The sequence below is a fragment of the Rhodoplanes sp. SY1 genome (assembly GCF_046000175.1).
Lineage (GTDB): Bacteria > Pseudomonadota > Alphaproteobacteria > Rhizobiales > Xanthobacteraceae > Rhodoplanes.
Genome location: NZ_JBEOMB010000009.1, coordinates 59,743 through 77,107 on the forward strand (window position 1 = coordinate 59,743; position 17,365 = coordinate 77,107).

The window sequence follows — 17,365 nt, forward strand, 5'->3', positions numbered from 1 at the left end:
CCCACAAGGGGGGAGGGAACGCAGGAACCGCTACGCCTGATCACGGCTCCGAAGACGACAAGCTCTGCGGGCAGTCCCTTCCATGCCGGCTGGCGGAATCCCGCTTCGCCGCTTACCTTGGGCGCATGACCAAGACCCTCGGCGCACGGACCTCGCGGTGAAGACGAAGCAGCACGGTCCGACCCTCCCCTCGAAAGACGAGATCCTCGCCTTCGTCGAGCAGAACGGCGGCAATGTCGGCACCCGCGAGATCGCCCGCGCGTGGGGCTTGAAGAACGCCGATCGCGCCGCCCTCAAGACGATGCTGCGCGAGCTGGCGAACGAGGGCCGCATCGAGAAGTACCGCAAGAAGATGCGGCGCAGCGGCGTGCTGCCGCCCGTCGTGCTCGCCGAGGTGACGGGCCGCGACGCCGACGGTGAGCTGATCGCCGTGCCGGCCGAGTGGGACGAGGAGGAGAACGGCCCGGCGCCGAGGATCCGCCTCCACGTGCCGCGCCGGGCGCGGCCGGCCGAGATCCCCGGCATCGGCGACCGTGCCCTCGTGCGCACCGAGGAAAGCACCGACGAGGACGATGGCGTTCGCTACACCGGTCGCGCGATAAAAGTGCTGGACCGCACCAAGCACCGCACGCTCGGCGTGTTCCGGGTGCTGCCCGACGGCGGCGGCCGGCTGGTGCCGGTCGACAAGCGCAGCCTGGGGCGCGAGCTGACGATCCGGCCCGGCGACACGTTCGACGCCCGCGAAGGCGACCTCGTCGCCGTCGACGTCCAGAAGCACGGGCGCTTCGGCACCACGGTCGCCAAGGTGAAGGAGCGGCTCGGCTCGCTCGCCAGCGAGCGCGCCGTCAGCCTGATCGCCATCCACGCCCACGGTATCCCGCACGAGTTCGGGAAGAGCGTGCTGGCCGAGGCCGAGGCGGCGCGGCCGGCGACGCTGGAACACCGCGAGGACTGGCGCGAGGTGCCGTTCGTCACCATCGATCCGATCGACGCCAAGGATCACGACGACGCCGTCTTCGCGCGCACCGACAGCGACCCGGACAATCCGGGCGGCTTCGTCATCGACGTCGCCATCGCCGACGTCGCGGCCTATGTGCGGCCCGGCACCGCGATGGACAAGGAGGCGCTCGCCCGCGGCAACTCGGTGTACTTCCCCGACCGCGTCGTGCCGATGCTGCCGGAGCGCATCTCCAACGACCTGTGCTCGCTGCGCCCCGCCGAGGACCGCCCTGCCCTGGTCGCCCGCATGGTGATCGGCGCCGACGGCCGCAAGCGCAGCCACGCCTTCCATCGCGTGCTGATGCGCTCGATCGCGAAGCTGCATTACGGGCAGGCTCAGGCGGCGATCGACGGGCATCCCGACGACACCACCGGCCCGCTGCTGCCGCTGGTGCTGCGTCCGCTCTACGACGCCTATGCGGCGCTCAAGCGCGCCCGCGACGAGCGCAGCCCGCTCGACCTCGAGCTTCCCGAGCGCAAGATCCTCCTGAAGCCCGACTTCACGGTCGACCGCGTGGTCGTGCCGCCGCGGCTCGACGCGCACCGGCTGATCGAGGAGATGATGATCCTCGCCAACGTGGCGGCCGCCGAGACGCTGGAGAAGCAGAAGACCCCGCTCGTCTACCGGGTGCACGACGAGCCGAGCCTCGACAAGATGACGGCGCTGCGCGAGTTCCTCGCGACCCTCGACATCAACGTGCCGAAGGCCGGCGCGCTCAAGCCCGCGCAGTTCAACACCGTCCTGGCGCGCGTGAAGGGCCGCGACAACGAGGCGCTGGTCAACGAGGTGGTGCTGCGCAGCCAGGCGCAGGCCGAGTACGCGGCCGAGAACTACGGCCATTTCGGCCTCAACCTGCGCCGCTACGCGCACTTCACCTCGCCGATCCGCCGCTACGCGGATCTGATCGTGCACCGCGCCCTGATCCGGGCCTGCCGGCTCGGCCGCGACGGGCTGGCCGAGAGCGTCGACGTCGCGGCGCTGACCGAGGTGGCGGCGAAGATCTCGGCGGCCGAGCGGCGCGCCATGGCGGCCGAGCGCGAGACCGTCGACCGGCTGATCGCCCACCATCTCGCCGACCGCATCGGCGCCAGCTTCACGGGCCGGGTCGCCGGCGTGACGCGCTCCGGCCTGTTCGTGAAGCTCGACGAGACGGGCGCCGACGGCTTCGTGCCGGCCGCGACGCTCGGGCGCGACTACTATCGCTACGAGGAGGGCCACCACGCGCTGGTCGGCGACGCGACCGGCGAAAGCTGGCGGCTCGGCGACACCGTCACGGTGAAGCTCGTCGAGGCGGCCCCCGTGGCGGGCGCGCTGCGCTTCGAGATCACGTCGCACGGCCGCAAGCTGGAGACGCGCGGCGGACGCGGCAAGAAGCGCACCGGCCCGCGCGAGCACGCCGCGCCGCGGCGCGAGACGACGCGCACGAAGCCGAAGCGGGGCCCCGCCTCGGCCGGCCGGAAGAAGCGGTGACGGGCGCAGCCATGACGGGCCGAGTGATGCGGGCGACGAACGGGGCTGCGGACACGGCCGACGACACGCGGCCGGGCGACGCCGCGGCGCGGCGTGACGCCGACGATGCCTTCCCGATCGCCGACGTCGCGCCGAAGGACCTCCCGGCGCGGCTGACCGACTGGCTCAACCGCGCCGATCGGGACATGACCTCGCAGAATCTCAAGCCGCGCGACGCCGCGACCCTGATCATCATCGACCGCACCGAGGCGACCCCGAAGGTGCTGATGGGGCGACGGCACGCGGGCCTCAAGTTCATGCCCGGCGTGTTCGTGTTCCCGGGCGGCCGCGTCGAGCCCGCCGACCGCGGCGTGCCGGCCTCCGGCGAGCTCGACCCGCGCATGGCCGAGCGGCTGATGCTGGCGACGCAGCGTCCGAGCCTGACCAAGGCGCGCGCCTTCGCGATCGCGGCCGTGCGCGAGACTTTTGAAGAGACCGGGCTGATGCTCGGACGAGCCGAGACGCAATGGCCGGCGACGTGGCCTCCGGCGACCCGCGCGACGGCGCCGGGCGACGCGGCGCTGTGGGAGCAGTTCGCGAACGCCGGCGTGCTGCCGGATCTCTCCGGACTGCAGCTCGTCGCCCGCGCCATCACGCCGCCGCGCCGGCCGCGCCGTTTCGACGCCCGCTTCTTCGCCGTCGACGCGACCGCCATCGCGGGCCGGGTCGACGGCATCGTCGGACCCGACGCCGAGCTGGTCGAGCTCGTGTGGATGCCGCTCGACGACGCCGAACGGCTCGACCTCTCGCCGATCACCAAGACGGTGCTGGCCGAGCTCGACCATCGCATCGCCAGGGGCTTCACGCCCGACCTGCCGGTGCCGTTCTATCGCTTCGTGCACGGCCGCTTCCACCGGACGGAGCTGTAGGGCGACGCCCTCGCCGGCGCGCCCGCCCTCCCCCGGCTTGTGCCGCCTCCAATCGGTGTGTATTTTATACTCACGATCGAGGCGTCGCCGCGATGACGAGGAACCCCGGCCGAAGTCGTCCGACGGCTCGAGGCCGACGGCTGGGTCGGCCAGCGCGGAAAGGGCGACCACCTGAACTTCAAGAAGCCCGGGCATCGCCACCTCGTCACTGTCGACACCTCGGTCCGCGAAATCCCGATCGGCACGCTCCGCAGCATCTTTCGAGCCGCCGGCTGGAAGTGGTGAAGGTCGCCGAGGACGAGGAAGCGACATGACGACCTACGTGGCGCTGGTGCACGGTGAGCCGGGCTCCTACGGCGTGAGCCTGCCAGACCTTCCGGGCTGCACATCGGGCGGGGCGACCGTCGACGAGGCGCTGGCGAAGGTGCGGCTCGCGGCCGCCGACTGGATGGAGAGCGCGCGTGAGGATGGTCACGCCATCCCGCCGCCCAGCAGCATCGAGGCGCTGAGACGCGATCCGGAGTTCGAGGACGACTTCGCGGACGTCGTCCTGGTCGCCGGCGCGGACATCGATCCGCCCGGCCGTGCCGTTCGGCTCAACATCACGCTGGACGAGGCGCTGCTCGCCCGGATCGACCGCGCCGCGAGCGAGGCCGGCGAGAGCCGTTCGGGCTGGCTCGGCACGGCGGCGCGGCAGCGGATGATGCAGGACGTGCTGCGAGGCGCGAAGACGCCCGCCGCGAAGGTGAGGGCGGCGAAGCCGCCCGTCGTGGCCCGGGCGAAGCCGGCGAAACCTCCGGTGCGGGCGGCGAAGAAGGCGGCACGGCCGCCCCGCGCCTCGACGCGGTGACGGCAGCCCCTCCCCTTCAGCGTACCGGGTCCATCACCCGCACGTCGATCAGGTGCGGCAGCGTGCCGGTGTCGACGACCTCGGGCTTCGACACGTCGACCGGGCGATCCCAGCCGCCGCCGAGCGCCTTGGCGAGGGCGATCCAGTCGGTCGTGATGGCGACTCGGCTCTGCAGGAGCGAGTCCTCGGCCGAGTAGGCGGAGCGCTCGGCGTCGAGCACGTCGAGGAAGCTCGACGTGCCGGTCTGGTAGAGGGCACGTGACAGCCGCGCCGCCTCGCCGTAGTTCCTCGCCGACTCCCCGAGCTTGGTCGCGCGCTTGCGCTCCTCGGCGAGCGCCACCAGGGCGTTCTCGACGTCCTCCAGCGCGGTCAGCACGGTCGAGCGGAAGGTGAGCAGATACTGGTCGCGCTGCGCCTCGGCGGCGTCGACGGCGGCGAGCAGGCTGCCGGCGTTGAAGATCGGCACGGTCGCCGACGGCCCCCACGACCAGCCGATGGTCGAGCTCTTGGCGAGATCGCCGGCCTTCTGGGCCGCGGTCGTGATGCTGCCGGTGAGCGACACGCTCGGATAGAGCGCCGCCGTGGCGACACCGATCCTCGCCGTGTACTGGGCGTACTGGCGCTCCGCCCTGCGCACGTCCGGACGGCGGAGCAGCACGTCGGCCGGGATGCCGGCCTTCAGCGGCAGCCGCGGCGCCGGGATCGGCGCGCCGCGGTCCATCCGGGCGGCGAGCGCCGAGGGCTCGCGGCCGAGCAGGATGCCGAGCCGATGCACGGCCGCGACATAGGCGGCGGTGAGCTGCGGGGTGTTGGCCTCGGTCGAGGCCGCCTGCGCCACCGCCTTGGCGACGTCGACGGCCGACGCCGAGCCGGCGTCGAACTTGCTCTTCGTCAGCGCCGCGGTCTCGCGCTGCGAGGTCGCGGTCCGCTTGGCGAGCGCGATGCGGGCCTGGTAGCCGCGCGACTCGGCGTAGGTGGAGGCGACGTCGCCGAGCAGCGTCAGCAGCGTCGAATCGAGATCGTCGAACGACGCCTCAAGCGCCCGGGTGGAGGCCTCCAGGCTGCGCTTGTTGGCGCCGAAGATGTCGAGCTCGAAACTCGCGTCGAAGCCCGCCTGATAGAGCGTGTAGGGCGAGCCGGAGATCGGCGCCGTGTCCGAGGGCGCCGCGTTGCCGGTGCGGTTGCGGGTCAGCGAGCCCGAGCCGTCGAGAGACGGGAACAGCGCGGCGATCGACTGCTTGCGGCTGGCGCGCGCCTCGCGCACCCGTGCCTTGGCGGCGGCGACGTCCAGGTTGCCGGCGACCGCCTCGTCCATCAGCGCATCGAGGGTGCGGTCGTTCAGGCCGCGCCACCAGCGCGCCAGGTCGCGCGGCGCCGCCGGTTTCTGCTTCGGCGCGTTCGCCCAGTGCAGCGGCAGGACGATCTCCGGGGCGCGATAGTCCGGCCCGACCGCGCAGCCGGCCAGCATGGTCGCAGCGAGGAGACAAGGCAGAGCGAGAGCGGCGCGGCGCAGCCGCGGTCGCGAAACATCGGGGGTCATGAGCTGATCAGTCTCGTCTACGCTTCGGCACGACGCCGTTCAGGAAGATGGAGAAGGCGGCCGTCGCATGGGCGCGGCGCTCGTCCGGCCCCGGCAGGCGCGGGCCGTCCTCGTCGAAGCCGAGCGGCGCGAACACCATGTGCAGCAGAAGCGAGGCCGTCCGCTCGGGATCGGCGATGGCGATGCGGTCGCGTTCGGCCTGGCGGGCGAGCCAGCGCGCCAGGATGGTCTTCGACTCCTCCGGGCCGTGACGGAACACCACGCGGGCCAGCTCGGGCCGCTGCGGCGCCTCCAGCATCATCAGCCGCAGCAGCGCATTGCGGTCGCGCTCCGAGTCGGCGTCGAGATCGAGCCGGAAGATCGACGCAAGCGCCTCGTCGAGCGGACGGTCGTCGTCACCCTCCGGCACGTTCAGCATGAGATCGCGATGCTCCGCGACGATGGCGGCGAACAGCGCGTCCTTGCCGTCGAAGAGCTGATAGACGGTCTTCTTCGACACGCCGGCGCGCTGCGCCACCGCATCCATCGTGGTGGCGTCGTAGCCGCCGGCCAGGAAGACGTCGCGCGCCGCGGCGACGATGCGGGCCCGCTGGGTCGCGTCGTCGACCTTGGGGCGTCCCCGCCCCCGCGCCGGAGCGGCCGCCGGCGGCGGTGTCTTCGGTTTGGTCAAGGATTTGTCGACCGTCATCGCGACCAAGAGGCTCCTGGAGAACGCCGCAACCGGCCGCTGGTTGACGGGTCCGGATGCGCGAATATATAAACTCAACAGTTTCCTAATTCAAGCCGGATCGGAAATCCACCACCGACGGCACGAAACATCGGACGGATGCACGTCATGCTCTCCACCCCCGACGGACTTTCCCGACGCGCCGCGACCGCGGCCGCCCTCCTCGCGGCGGCGTTGCTCGCCGCTTGCGGCCAGGACAGCGGCAAGGCCGGCGCCGCGATGGGCGCGCCGGGACCGGGCGGCGCGATGCCGACCCCGGAGGTCGGGGTCGTGGTGCTGCATCCGCAGTCGGTCGCGGTGACGACCGAGCTACCGGGGCGCACCACGGCGTTCCTCACCGCCGAGGTGCGGCCGCAGGTCAACGGCATCGTCAAGCAGCGGCTGTTCACCGAAGGGGCCGAGATCGCCGCCGGCACGGTGCTCTATCAGATCGATCCGGCGACCTATCAGGCCTCCTACGACAGCGCGGTGGCGGCGCTGCAGAAGGCCGAGGCCGCGGTGCCGAGCGCCCAGGCCAAGGCGGAGCGCTACAAGGGGCTGAGCAAGGAGAAGGCGGTCAGCCAGCAGGACGTCGACGACGCCGTGGCGACGCTGGCGCAGAACAAGGCGACGGTCGCCTCGGCCAAGGCCGATCTCGACACGGCCCGCATCAACCTCGCCTACACGGAGATCAAGGCGCCGATCGGCGGCCGTATCGGAAAATCGTCGATCACGGTCGGGGCGCTGGTGACGGCCAACCAGACCGATGCGCTCGCCACCATCCGCCAGATCGACCCGATCTATGTCGACCTCACCCAGTCGAGCCTCAACTTTCTGAAGTTCCGCCGCGCACTGGAGGAGGGACGCCTCGCCAACCGCGGCGACTCGGTGCCGGTGCGACTGATCCTGGAGGACGGCCGCCCCTATGCCCATTCGGGCAAGCTCGGCTTCGCCGAGGTGAAGGTCGACGAGAGCACCGGCACGTTCACGCTGCGCGCCGAGTTCCCCAATCCCGATCGCCTGCTCCTGCCCGGCATGTATGTGCGGGCCGTGCTGGAGGAAGGCATCGCGGCGGGCAGCTTCCTGGTGCCGCAGCGCGCCGTGACCCGCAACGCCAAGGGCGAGGCGGTCGCGCTGTTCGTCGGCAAGGACGACAAGCTCGAGCAGCGCGTCCTGCAGGTGCGCCGCGGCATCGGCACCAGCTGGCTGATCGACAAGGGCGTCGCCGAGGGCGACCGGGTGGTGATCGAGGGCTCGCAGAAGGCCCGCGCCGGGCAGCCGGTGAAGCCGGTCGCCGTGAGGCTCGACGAGACCACCGGGGAGGTGAAGCGCGCCGCCGCCGACGCGCCCTCGCGGCTCGCCGCGACGCCGGCCGCTGCCGGCACGGCCACGGCGCACGGCGCGGCCGCGACGGCGACGGCGACGGAGTGAGACGATGGCCCAGTTCTTCATCGACCGGCCGATCTTCGCCTGGGTGGTGGCCATCGCCATCATGCTGGGCGGCCTCCTGGCGCTGAGCACTCTGCCCGTCTCGCAATATCCGCAGATCGCCCCGACCTCGGTGCGCATCACCGCGACCTATGCGGGCGCCGACGCCCAGACGGTCGAGAACTCGGTGACCAAGGTGATCGAGCAGGGCATGACCGGCATCGACCATCTCGACTACATCACGTCGTCGTCGAGCTCGTCCGGCTCGGTCTCGATCAGCCTCACCTTCACCAACGCGGCCGATCCCGACATCGCGCAGATGCAGGTGCAGAACAAGCTGCAGCTCGTCACCGCGCAGCTTCCGTCGGTCGTGCAGAGCACCGGCGTGACGGTGTCGAAGTCGTCCGACAGCTTCATGATGGTGATCGCCTTCGTGTCGCGCGACGGCACGCTGAGCGACGTCGACCTCGCCGACTACGTCAACAGCACGCTCAACGACACCATCAAACGCCTGGAGGGCGTCGGCTCGACCCAGCTCTTCGGCTCCGGCTACGCGATGCGGATCTGGGTCGATCCCGACAAGCTCGCCCAGTTCGCGCTGATGCCGGGCGACGTGTCGGCCGCCATCCAGGCCCAGAACGTCCAGATCGCCGCCGGCCAGCTCGGCGGCCTGCCGGCCGCCAAGGGGCAGCAGATCAATGCCGCCGTCACGGCGCGCTCGCGCATGCAGACGCCCGAGCAGTTCCGCAACATCATCCTCAAGAGCGCGGCCGACGGCTCGATCGTGCGCATCGGCGACGTCGCCACGGTCGAGCTCGGCGCCGACAACTATCGCTCGTCGAGCCGCTACAACGGCATGCCGGCGGCTTGTCTGGCCATCATGCTGGCGAACGGCGCCAACGCGATCGGCACGGCCGACCGTGTCAAGGCCGCGATCGCCGACATGGCGCCGACCTTCCCGTCCGGCGTCGAGGTGCACTACCCCTACGAGACGACGCCGTTCGTCCGCCTCTCCATCGAGGAGGTGGTGAAGACGCTCGCCGAGGCGATCGTGCTGGTGTTCGTGGTGATGCTGGTGTTCCTGCAGAACCTTCGCGCCACGCTGATCCCGACACTCGCCGTGCCGGTGGTGCTGCTCGGCACCTTCGGGGTGCTGGCGATCGCGGGCTACTCGATCAACATGCTGACCATGTTCGCCATGGTGCTGGCGATCGGCCTTCTGGTCGACGACGCCATCGTGGTGGTCGAGAACGTCGCGCGCGTCATGCAGGAGGACGGCCTGCCGCCCAAGCAGGCGACCGAGAAGTCGATGCGCGAGATCACCGGAGCGCTGGTCGGCATCGCCACCGTGCTGTCCGCCGTGTTCGTGCCGATGGCCTTCTTCGGCGGCTCGGTGGGCGTCATCTACCGGCAGTTCTCGGTGACCATCGTCACCGCCATGGTGCTCTCGGTCGTCGTCGCCATGGTGCTGACGCCGGCACTGTGCGCGACGCTGCTGCGTCCGTCGTCCGAGCACGGCAAGTCGCGCGGCCTCGCGGGCTGGTTCAACCGCACTTTCGATCGCGCGACCGACAGCTATCGTCGGGCGAACGGCCGCATCCTCGGCCGGCCGCTGCGCGTGCTCGCCCTGTTCGCGGCGCTGGCCGTGACGGCCGGCGTGATGTTCGTTCGGCTGCCGAGCTCGTTCCTGCCCGAGGAGGACCAGGGCATTCTCCTCACGATGGCGCAGCTCCCCATCGGCGCCACCATGGACCGCACCGACCGCGTGCTGGCGCAGGTGGCGCGGCACTATCTCGACAACGAGAAGGACGCGGTCGACGGCGTCATGACGGTCAGCGGCTTCTCGTTCGCGGGCGAAGGCCAGAACGTCGGCATGGCCTTCGTCAAGCTGAAGCCGTTCGACGAGCGCACGTCCCCCGCCCTCAAGGCGCAGGCCGTGGCGGGCCGCGCCATGGGGGCGTTCATGGCGATCTCCGACGCGCAGGTGTTCGCCCTGGCGCCGCCCACCGTGCCGGGGCTCGGCAACTCGACCGGCTTCGACGTCTATCTCCAGGACATCGGCGGCGCCGGCCACGAGAGCCTGATGGAGATGCGCAACCGGGTGCTGGGCGCCGCGGCGCAGAGCGGCAAGCTCGTCGCCGTGCGCCCGAACGGCCAGGACGACACGCCGCAGTTCGCCATCGACGTCGATCAGGAGAAGGCCAGCGCCTTCAGCCTGTCGCTCGCCAATGTCGACACCACGCTGGCCACCGCCTGGGGCGGCACCTACGTCAACGACTTCATCCACCGCGGCCGCGTCAAATACGTCTACGTGCAATCCGACGCGGCGCACCGGATGACGCCGGAGAACCTCGAATCCTGGTACGTGCGCAACACGTCGGGATCGATGGTGCCGTTCTCGGCCTTCGCCTCGACGCGCTGGACCTACGGCTCGCCGAAGCTCGAGCGGTTCAACGGATCGTCCGCCGTGGAGATCGTCGGCCAGGGCGCGCCGGGCGTCAGCTCGGGCGACGCGATGGCCGAGATCGCCCGCATCATCGCGACGCTGCCGGGCGGCTTTCGCTACGCCTGGGCCGGCCTCTCCAAGCAGGAGCACCTCGCCGGCAGCCAGGCGACGGCGCTCTATGCGATCTCGCTGCTCGTCGTGTTTCTGGCGCTCGCGGCGCTCTACGAGAGCTGGTCGACGCCGCTCGCCGTGCTGCTCACGGTCCCGGTGGGCATCCTCGGCGCCGTGGTGGCCGCGACCTTGACGGGTCAGGCGAACGACGTCTACTTCAAGGTCGGTCTGCTCACCACGATCGGCCTGTCGGCGAAGAACGCGATCCTGATCGTGGAATTCGCACTGGAGCGTCTCAAGGCCGGCCAGGATCTTGCATCGGCGGCACTCGATGCGGCACGGCAGCGCCTTCGGCCCATCCTGATGACGTCGCTCGCCTTCATTCTCGGCGTGGTGCCGCTGGCGACGGCGAGCGGTGCCGGCTCGGGCAGCCAGAACGCGATCGGGATCGGCGTGCTGGGCGGCATGATCGCGGTGACGGCTCTCGGCGTGTTCCTGATCCCGCTGCTGTTCGTCACGGTGCGGCGGGTGACGGATCGGCTGGTGCGCCGGCCTGCGCAAACGCCGGCGACGACACCGACGGCGGGGCGAGCAGAATAGCGCCGCTCGGATCGACGCGCGCAGGAGAGGCCGGCAGGCGCGGAGGAGCGGGTGCAGATACCGGACGACGAGCTCGTCAGGCGGATCGCGGCGGACGACGAGGCCGCGTTCCGCATTCTCGTCGGCCGGCACGTCGACCAAGCCTATGCGCTGGCGCTGCGCATCCTGCGCAACGTCGCCGACGCCGAGGACGTCGTCCAGGACGCGTTCCTGAAGATCTGGACCGGCCGGCACCGCTACGAGCCGGGCCGCGCCAAGTTCTCCACGTTCCTGTGCCGGGTGGTGATCAACCGCGCAATCGACCTGCACCGGCGCCAGCGCGGCGAGCCGCTCGACGCGATCGCCGAGCCCGCCGATCCGCGCCCCGACGTGATCACGATGATGGAGCGGGCCGAGGCCGACGCGATGCTGGAGCGCGCCGTCGACGCGCTGCCGGAGCGGCAGCGCCTCGCGATTCTCCTCTCCTATCACGAGAACCTCGGCAACGAGGAGATCGCCGCCGTGATGCAGACCACGGTGTTCGCGATCGAATCGCTGCTCAAGCGGGCGCGCGAGCGGCTGCGCGCCATGCTGCGCGACGCGGCGCAGCACGTGCGCGAGTCGGTGCCGGTCGACTGAGCGCCCGATCGGGCACCGCCGGCGAGCGGGCGCGCGGCGATTACATTTCGGCACCGGCCCGAAACACGCCGCAACACCCCTGCCCCGCTCCTGCCGCAGCGCGTTGCGACAGAGGGGTCATCGACGCCCCTTGCGTCGATCGCCCCCGCCCGGCCCCCCGCCGCGCCGGCCGATGCCCGTCGCCGGCCCGGAATGGCGGCCGGGCGGGGTGCTTCCTTGACATTTCGGGCTCCGTCACTAGGTTGCCCGCAACTCACCGCATCGTTCGAACGATATTTCGAGGGCGCCCCATGGCGAAGGCCACCACCATCAAGATCAAGCTCGTCTCGAGCGCCGACACCGGCTACTTCTACGTGGCCAAGAAGAACTCGCGCACGCAGACCGAGAAGCTCGTCAAGAAGAAGTACGATCCGGTCGCGAAGAAGCACGTCGAGTTCCGCGAAGCCAAGATCAAGTGAGGCCGCCGCGGCGCACGCCGCGGTCCGCCTCTCCTTCGATCCGTTGTTCTTCTTCGATCCGCTGACGACACGCTGGCCGGGCTCGTCCCGGCCTTCGGCGTTTGTGGGCGCGCCTCATCGACGCCGCCTGATCGGCGGCGCGTGACCGTGGCGTGTACACCGGACGCGGGAGACGGCTGCTGCTGTGGGGAGACTGCCGGCCGGCTCGTCGGCCGCCTCCGGCGCGCGCGAGACGCGCCATGCGGGACGGCGCACGGCATCGGTTTGCCGGCCGAGAAGACAAAGTGGCCGGCCGGGAGCGGTGTTTCGAGGAGGCCACTCTCACCGCTCACCGGCCGGCCGAACCCTACGGACCCAGGAGATGCGGCGGACCTGAGCACTCCGCAGGGTTAGCCCAGCTCGTTCGGATCGCGGCGACTCGATGTGCCTGCACACCCCCGTTCGAGCAATTTCAATCAAAATCTAGCGCAAGTTCCCGGGAAATCAACCTTCGTCCTCCACCCGACCTCGGCGGCCGTGCGGCATCCTAAACATTTAAGGTTTACGGATCAGGCGCTTAAATCCGTCGGGACGGATGCGCCTCAGGCCGCGGCGGCGACCACCCGGTTGCGTCCGTCCCGCTTAGCCCTGTAGAGCGCCTCGTCGGCTCGCTTGAGCACCTTTGCGGGGCTATCATCCGTTCCGGCTAGACCGGCGATACCCACCGAGATCGTCACCTCGACGCTGCGTCCCGAGGCATGGATCAGGAACGGCTCGGAGGCGATGCGCCGCCGCAGTCGTTCCGCCACCTTCGCGGCGACCGTGATGTCGGTGTCCGGCATCACGACGACGAACTCCTCGCCGCCGTAGCGGCAGGCGAGATCGATGCCACGGATCGACTTGCGCAGCCGCATGGCGAACTCGCGCAGCACGTCGTCGCCGCCGTCGTGGCCGTGGGTGTCGTTGATCGACTTGAAGAAGTCGATGTCCAGCACCAGCACGGTCAGCGGCTTGCCGCGGGCGATCGCCTGGTCGACCAGCGTCGCCACATGGGTCTCCATGTAGCGGCGATTGTGCAGCCCGGTGAGCGCGTCGGTGATCGCCATCTCGATCGACAGCGTGACGTTGTCGCGCAGCCGCTCGGTGAATCGCCGCTTGCGCACCTGGGTGCGGGCGCGCGCGAGCAGCTCGTTGCGGTCGACCGGGCGGAACACGTAGTCGTTGACGCCGATCTCCAGGCCGCGATTGAGCCGCGAGCTCTCCTCCTCCGGATCGGCGATCGCCAGGATCGGGACGTTGCGGGTGCGGTCGAGCGAGCGGAGCTGGCTGCACAGGCGCAGCGCGTCGAAGCTCTCCAGGCCGAGCGACACGACGACGAGATCGTAGGGGCCGTCGGCGGCGCGGAACAGCGCCTCGGCGGCGTCGGTCTCGACGTCGACCGTGTGCTCGGCCGACAGCATGCCGGCGATCCGGTCCCACGACGACTTGCGGTCGTCGATGAGCAGCACACGGCCGCTGCGGCCCTTGTCGGCGATCGCCTCCATGACCGGATTCTCGATGCCGATCTCGCGCGAGGTCTGGGCTCGCATGCGCAGCTCGTCGGTCATCAGCTTGAGGCGGGTGAGCGAGCGCACCCGGGCGACCAGCGCGATGTCGGAGACCGGCTTGGTGAGGAAGTCGTCGGCGCCGGCCTCCAGGCCGCGCACCCGGTCGGCGGCCTGGTCGAGCGCCGTCACCATGACGACCGGGATGTGGTGCGTCTTGGGATTGGCCTTGAGGCGCCGGCACACCTCGAAGCCGTCCATGTCCGGCATCATCACGTCGAGCAGCACGATGTCGCACTGCGCCCGCTCGCAGACCGCCAGCGCCTCGGCGCCGGAGAGCGCCGTGATGACGTCGAAATACTCGGCCGAGAGCCGCGCCTCGAGCAGCTTCACGTTGGCCAGGACGTCGTCGACGACGAGGATGCGGGCGGTCATCGGTGGGTCACCTCACGGCTGTCCGAGGAAATGGCGGACGGTCTCGATGAACTTGCCGACCGAGATCGGCTTCGACAGATACGCCTCGCAGCCGCCCTCGCGGATGCGTTCCTCGTCGCCCTTCATGGCGAAGGCCGTCACGGCGACCACCGGGATGGCCTTGAGCTCGGGATCGTCCTTCAGCCAGCGCGTCACCTCGAGGCCGGAGACCTCGGGGAGCTGAATGTCCATCAGGATCAGGTCGGGGCGATGACGGCGGGCGAGGTCGAGCGCCTCGATGCCGTTGCGCGTCCCGATCGTGCTGTAGCCGTGCGCCTCCAGAAGATCGTGGAAGAGCTTCATGTTGAGCTCGTTGTCCTCCACGATGAGGACGGTCTTCGGCATCGAAGCCCCCCGCGGTTCGCGACCGCTCCGGCGAATTCGGCGTTTCACCGCCGTCCGCGATATGGTCCTTACTAGCTCATCCTACAAGCTATTCCTTTCACAATCGCAAACAATCGCGCGTGGGAAAGGACTTGTTAAGTATAGTGAATCCGAACGCTGCGGCGAGTCCCGCGATGGCGTCCCGCATGGGAGGCTTGATCGACTCGACCCGCCGCCCGACAGTCGGACCGAACGAGACCAAGAGGCGCCGATGGCGGCCTTCTGCCGCGACTGCCTGAGCGAGGCGCCGGACGCCGCCCGTCGCTGCGCCCGCTGCGGGTCGCCTCGGCTCGTCCGCCACCCCGATCTCGACCGCTTCCACATCGCCCATGTCGACTGCGATGCCTTCTATGCCGCGGTCGAGAAGCGCGACCGGCCGGACTTGCGGGACCTGCCGGTGATCATCGGCGGCGGCAAGCGCGGCGTCGTCTCCACGGCCTGCTACATCGCCCGCACCTTCGGGGTGCGCTCGGCCATGCCGATGTTCGAGGCGCGCCGGCTGTGCCCCGACGCCGTGGTGATCAAGCCCGACATGGCCAAGTACGCCGAGGCGGGCCGCACCGTGCGCGCCATGATGCGGCAGCTCACGCCGCTGGTCGAGCCGCTGTCGATCGACGAGGCGTTCCTCGACCTCGGCGGCACCGAGCGCCTGCACGGCGCCGCCCCGGCCGTGACGCTCGCCCGCTTCGCCAAGCGGGTCGAGCAGGCGGTCGGCATCACGGTCTCGGTCGGCCTGTCGGAGAACAAGTTCCTCGCCAAGCTCGCCTCCGACCTGGAGAAGCCGCGCGGCTTCTCGGTCCTGTCGCAGGCCGAGGCGGCGCGGCTGCTGGCGCCCAAGCCGGTGACCGCGATCTTCGGGGTCGGCCAGGCGACCGCGGCGACGCTGGCCAAGGCGGGCTACCGCACCGTCGCCGACCTCCAGCGGGCCGACGAGACCGCGCTGATGCGCGCCTTCGGGGCCGAGGGCCTGCGGCTCGGCCGTCTCGCCCGCGGTCTCGACGCCCGCACCGTGACGCCCGACCGGCCGACCAAGAGCATCTCGGCCGAGACGACGCTCGACACCGACGTCGCCGACCTCCGCCGGCTGGAGAAGCTCCTGTGGGCGCTGTCCGAGAAGGTGTCGGGGCGGCTGAAGGCGGCCGGCCTCGCCGGCAGCACCGTGACGCTCAAGCTCAAGCGCCACGACCACCGGCTGCGCACCCGCTCGCACAGCCTGCCGGCCCCGACCGCGCTCGCCGCGACGATCTTTTCGGTCGGCCGCGACCTGCTGGTGCCCGAGACCGACGGCACCCGGTTTCGGCTGATCGGGATCGGGGTCGGCAGCCTCGCCGCCGGCGAGACGGCCGATCCGCCCGACCTGATCGATACCCGCGCCACCCGCACGGCCGCGGCCGAGCACGCCGTCGACAAGCTCAGGGAAAAGTTCGGCAAGGCCGCGGTGGTGCGCGGCCTGTCGCTGGACGACGCGGAGGAGACGCGGCGGAAGGGATGACTCGTCCGTGCTACAGGGACACCCCTCACGACTGAACGACTTTCCCGGTACTCGGCCGCGTGCCCCGGACAAGGCGCAGCGAGCCGCAAGGCCCGCTGTGCCGCAGAGCCGGGGCCCAGGGGCCGCGCGGGATACGCCTCGCCCGATCGCCCCTGGGTCCCGGTTCGCGGCGCATCGCGCCGCGCCCGGGACACGAGGCAACGCCCCGGAATGACGGCGGCTCAGTTGCTTACGGGCACGCCTTGTCGGGCTTGATGTCGAGCTGGGTCATGTCGCCGGCGACGACGAAGTCGCCGTAGTCGAGGCGCAGCGCCCGCGAGATGCCGTTCTCGTAGAGCTGGAAGCCGATCGCGTAGACCGGCGTCTGCTCGCCCGGCCCGGCCGCGCGGTCGAAATAGCTGATCGTCACGGGCCACCGCTTGAGGCCGTCGAGCGCCGCCTGGCCGGCCGTCGCGTCGCCTTCGGGGCGGTTCTCCGGGCCGATCGCCGGGCCGATGACGGTGAGCGTGTTGAACGACTTCTGGCCGTTCTCGGAGCCGTCGTAGACGGGCAGCTCGAGCAGCGTCTTGCCTTCGCGCGCCGCTTCGAGAACGCGCCGCATGTGCTCGGTCGGAAACACCATTTCGACGCCGAGATCGAACGTCGTGCCGGTCGGCTTGGTGAGCGCCACCGCGACCTTGCCGTCGCCCCGCTCGGCCTTGCCGTCGACCATGTCGCCGGGCCGGTCGTTGACGTAGTTCTGCGAGCTGAAGCGGAAGCTCTTGGCCGCGGCGTCCTCCCAGGTCGAGGCCCGCAGATCGCTCACCGCCACCTTGCCCTCGCCGTTGTCCAGCTCGGAGACCTGGCGGAACTGCAGCACCCAGCCGTCGCACGCATTGCCGGAGAAGTCGTACAGGATACGGCCGCGTACCGACTGCAGGGTCCGCTTGCCCTGCGAGCGGAGGAGCTTGAGGTCGTAGACGGCGCGGTGCGAGGCGAGCCCCGGCGCGGCGCCCGCCGAGGGCGCCGGCGTCGCCGCCATGCAGGCGGCGGCGATCACGACCGCGGCGGTGAGGCGGAACTGTAGGAGGCGGGCTTGCACGAGGCGCGTGCACGAACGTCCGAGAGGGCCGAGGTCCATCGCGTCCGGAAACTCCTGTGCGGCACCGGGCCGTCCCGCGCACCGTGACGCGAACATAGGCGGCGCCCGGAGTCGCCGCAACCGCGCGCCGCCCTGCGTCCGGCGTGCACGCGGGCGTTCGCCCGACCGCGCCCCACCCGCGATGCGCGCCGCGGTATCGCGCGGCCGGCATCGCGGGCCGCCGTGCCGGGCTGTAGTGCCGGGCTGCCATGCCGGGCTGCCATGTCGGGGCCCGCG

General features: G+C 70.6%; 13 protein-coding genes and 1 pseudogene. 9 read left to right on the top strand and 5 right to left on the bottom strand.

The window, feature by feature from the left end; translation table 11 throughout:
- Positions 1-157 precede the first annotated feature (157 nt).
- From rnr to ABTU92_RS03535, 4 genes and pseudogenes are all read left to right on the top strand, one after another.
- Positions 158-2,470, top strand: coding sequence for a ribonuclease R (rnr, locus tag ABTU92_RS03520; protein ID WP_408087723.1), 2,313 nt, complete (start codon positions 158-160; stop codon positions 2,468-2,470).
- Positions 2,471-2,481: 11 nt separating this feature from the next.
- Entirely contained in the window at positions 2,482-3,378 is an 897-nt protein-coding gene (locus ABTU92_RS03525) for an NUDIX hydrolase (protein ID WP_408087725.1), read from the top strand.
- Between the two features lie 123 nt (positions 3,379-3,501).
- Positions 3,502-3,663: pseudogene (locus ABTU92_RS03530) on the top strand (type II toxin-antitoxin system HicA family toxin); the annotation flags it as partial.
- 25 nt (positions 3,664-3,688) lie between these two features.
- Entirely contained in the window at positions 3,689-4,228 is a 540-nt protein-coding gene (locus ABTU92_RS03535; RefSeq protein WP_408087727.1) for a type II toxin-antitoxin system HicB family antitoxin, read from the top strand.
- Between the two features lie 16 nt (positions 4,229-4,244).
- Here the strand turns inward: ABTU92_RS03535 and ABTU92_RS03540 are convergent, their stop codons facing one another.
- Positions 4,245-5,768: an efflux transporter outer membrane subunit gene (locus ABTU92_RS03540; RefSeq protein WP_408087729.1), complete on the bottom strand. Its 1,524-nt coding sequence runs from the start codon at positions 5,766-5,768 to the stop codon at positions 4,245-4,247.
- A gap of 7 nt (positions 5,769-5,775) precedes the next feature.
- A complete protein-coding gene (locus ABTU92_RS03545) occupies positions 5,776-6,438 on the bottom strand; it encodes a TetR/AcrR family transcriptional regulator (protein WP_408087731.1) in 663 nt (220 codons plus the stop codon).
- A gap of 165 nt (positions 6,439-6,603) precedes the next feature.
- Here ABTU92_RS03545 and ABTU92_RS03550 point away from each other — a divergent pair, with 165 nt between their 5' ends.
- The 4 genes from ABTU92_RS03550 (at position 6,604) to rpmG (ending at position 12,135) form a co-directional block, all read left to right on the top strand.
- On the top strand, positions 6,604-7,905 hold the full coding sequence (locus ABTU92_RS03550; protein WP_408087733.1) for an efflux RND transporter periplasmic adaptor subunit: 1,302 nt from the start codon (positions 6,604-6,606) through the stop codon (positions 7,903-7,905).
- 4 nt (positions 7,906-7,909) lie between these two features.
- Positions 7,910-11,059, top strand: coding sequence for an efflux RND transporter permease subunit (locus ABTU92_RS03555; protein ID WP_408087735.1), 3,150 nt, complete (start codon positions 7,910-7,912; stop codon positions 11,057-11,059).
- A gap of 51 nt (positions 11,060-11,110) precedes the next feature.
- Positions 11,111-11,677, top strand: a complete 567-nt coding sequence (locus ABTU92_RS03560) for a sigma-70 family RNA polymerase sigma factor (RefSeq protein WP_408087736.1) — start codon at positions 11,111-11,113, stop codon at positions 11,675-11,677.
- A 290-nt stretch (positions 11,678-11,967) separates the two neighbouring features.
- A complete protein-coding gene (rpmG, locus tag ABTU92_RS03565; protein ID WP_111355553.1) occupies positions 11,968-12,135 on the top strand; it encodes a 50S ribosomal protein L33 in 168 nt (55 codons plus the stop codon).
- 581 nt (positions 12,136-12,716) lie between these two features.
- Here the strand turns inward: rpmG and ABTU92_RS03570 are convergent.
- Complete coding sequence (locus tag ABTU92_RS03570; RefSeq protein WP_111355552.1) at positions 12,717-14,093, bottom strand: PleD family two-component system response regulator; 1,377 nt, start codon at positions 14,091-14,093, stop codon at positions 12,717-12,719.
- Positions 14,094-14,105: 12 nt separating this feature from the next.
- Positions 14,106-14,477 (bottom strand): response regulator, encoded by a 372-nt coding sequence (locus ABTU92_RS03575; RefSeq protein WP_111355551.1) that lies wholly within the window; start codon positions 14,475-14,477, stop codon positions 14,106-14,108.
- A gap of 250 nt (positions 14,478-14,727) precedes the next feature.
- Between ABTU92_RS03575 and ABTU92_RS03580 the strand changes: the two genes are divergently transcribed.
- A complete protein-coding gene (locus ABTU92_RS03580) occupies positions 14,728-16,008 on the top strand; it encodes a DNA polymerase IV (RefSeq protein WP_408087739.1) in 1,281 nt (426 codons plus the stop codon).
- A 229-nt stretch (positions 16,009-16,237) separates the two neighbouring features.
- Here ABTU92_RS03580 and ABTU92_RS03585 read toward each other — a convergent pair whose 3' ends face one another.
- Positions 16,238-17,029, bottom strand: coding sequence for a cell envelope integrity EipB family protein (locus ABTU92_RS03585; protein ID WP_408087790.1), 792 nt, complete (start codon positions 17,027-17,029; stop codon positions 16,238-16,240).
- Positions 17,030-17,365: the final 336 nt, after the last annotated feature.

Excerpts from the sequence above, each read along its gene's own strand:
- ABTU92_RS03575 (WP_111355551.1), bottom strand. The coding sequence starts at position 14,477 with ATGCCGAAGACCGTCCTCATCGTGGAGGACAACGAGCTCAACATGAAG.
- ABTU92_RS03585 (WP_408087790.1), bottom strand. The coding sequence starts at position 17,029 with ATGGCGGCGACGCCGGCGCCCTCGGCGGGCGCCGCGCCGGGGCTCGCC.
- ABTU92_RS03580 (WP_408087739.1), top strand. The coding sequence starts at position 14,728 with ATGGCGGCCTTCTGCCGCGACTGCCTGAGCGAGGCGCCGGACGCCGCC.
- rpmG (WP_111355553.1), top strand. The coding sequence starts at position 11,968 with ATGGCGAAGGCCACCACCATCAAGATCAAGCTCGTCTCGAGCGCCGAC.
- ABTU92_RS03550 (WP_408087733.1), top strand. The coding sequence starts at position 6,604 with ATGCTCTCCACCCCCGACGGACTTTCCCGACGCGCCGCGACCGCGGCC.
- ABTU92_RS03555 (WP_408087735.1), top strand. The coding sequence starts at position 7,910 with ATGGCCCAGTTCTTCATCGACCGGCCGATCTTCGCCTGGGTGGTGGCC.
- ABTU92_RS03570 (WP_111355552.1), bottom strand. The coding sequence starts at position 14,093 with ATGACCGCCCGCATCCTCGTCGTCGACGACGTCCTGGCCAACGTGAAG.
- ABTU92_RS03535 (WP_408087727.1), top strand. The coding sequence starts at position 3,689 with ATGACGACCTACGTGGCGCTGGTGCACGGTGAGCCGGGCTCCTACGGC.
- ABTU92_RS03540 (WP_408087729.1), bottom strand. The coding sequence starts at position 5,768 with ATGACCCCCGATGTTTCGCGACCGCGGCTGCGCCGCGCCGCTCTCGCT.
- ABTU92_RS03525 (WP_408087725.1), top strand. The coding sequence starts at position 2,482 with ATGACGGGCCGAGTGATGCGGGCGACGAACGGGGCTGCGGACACGGCC.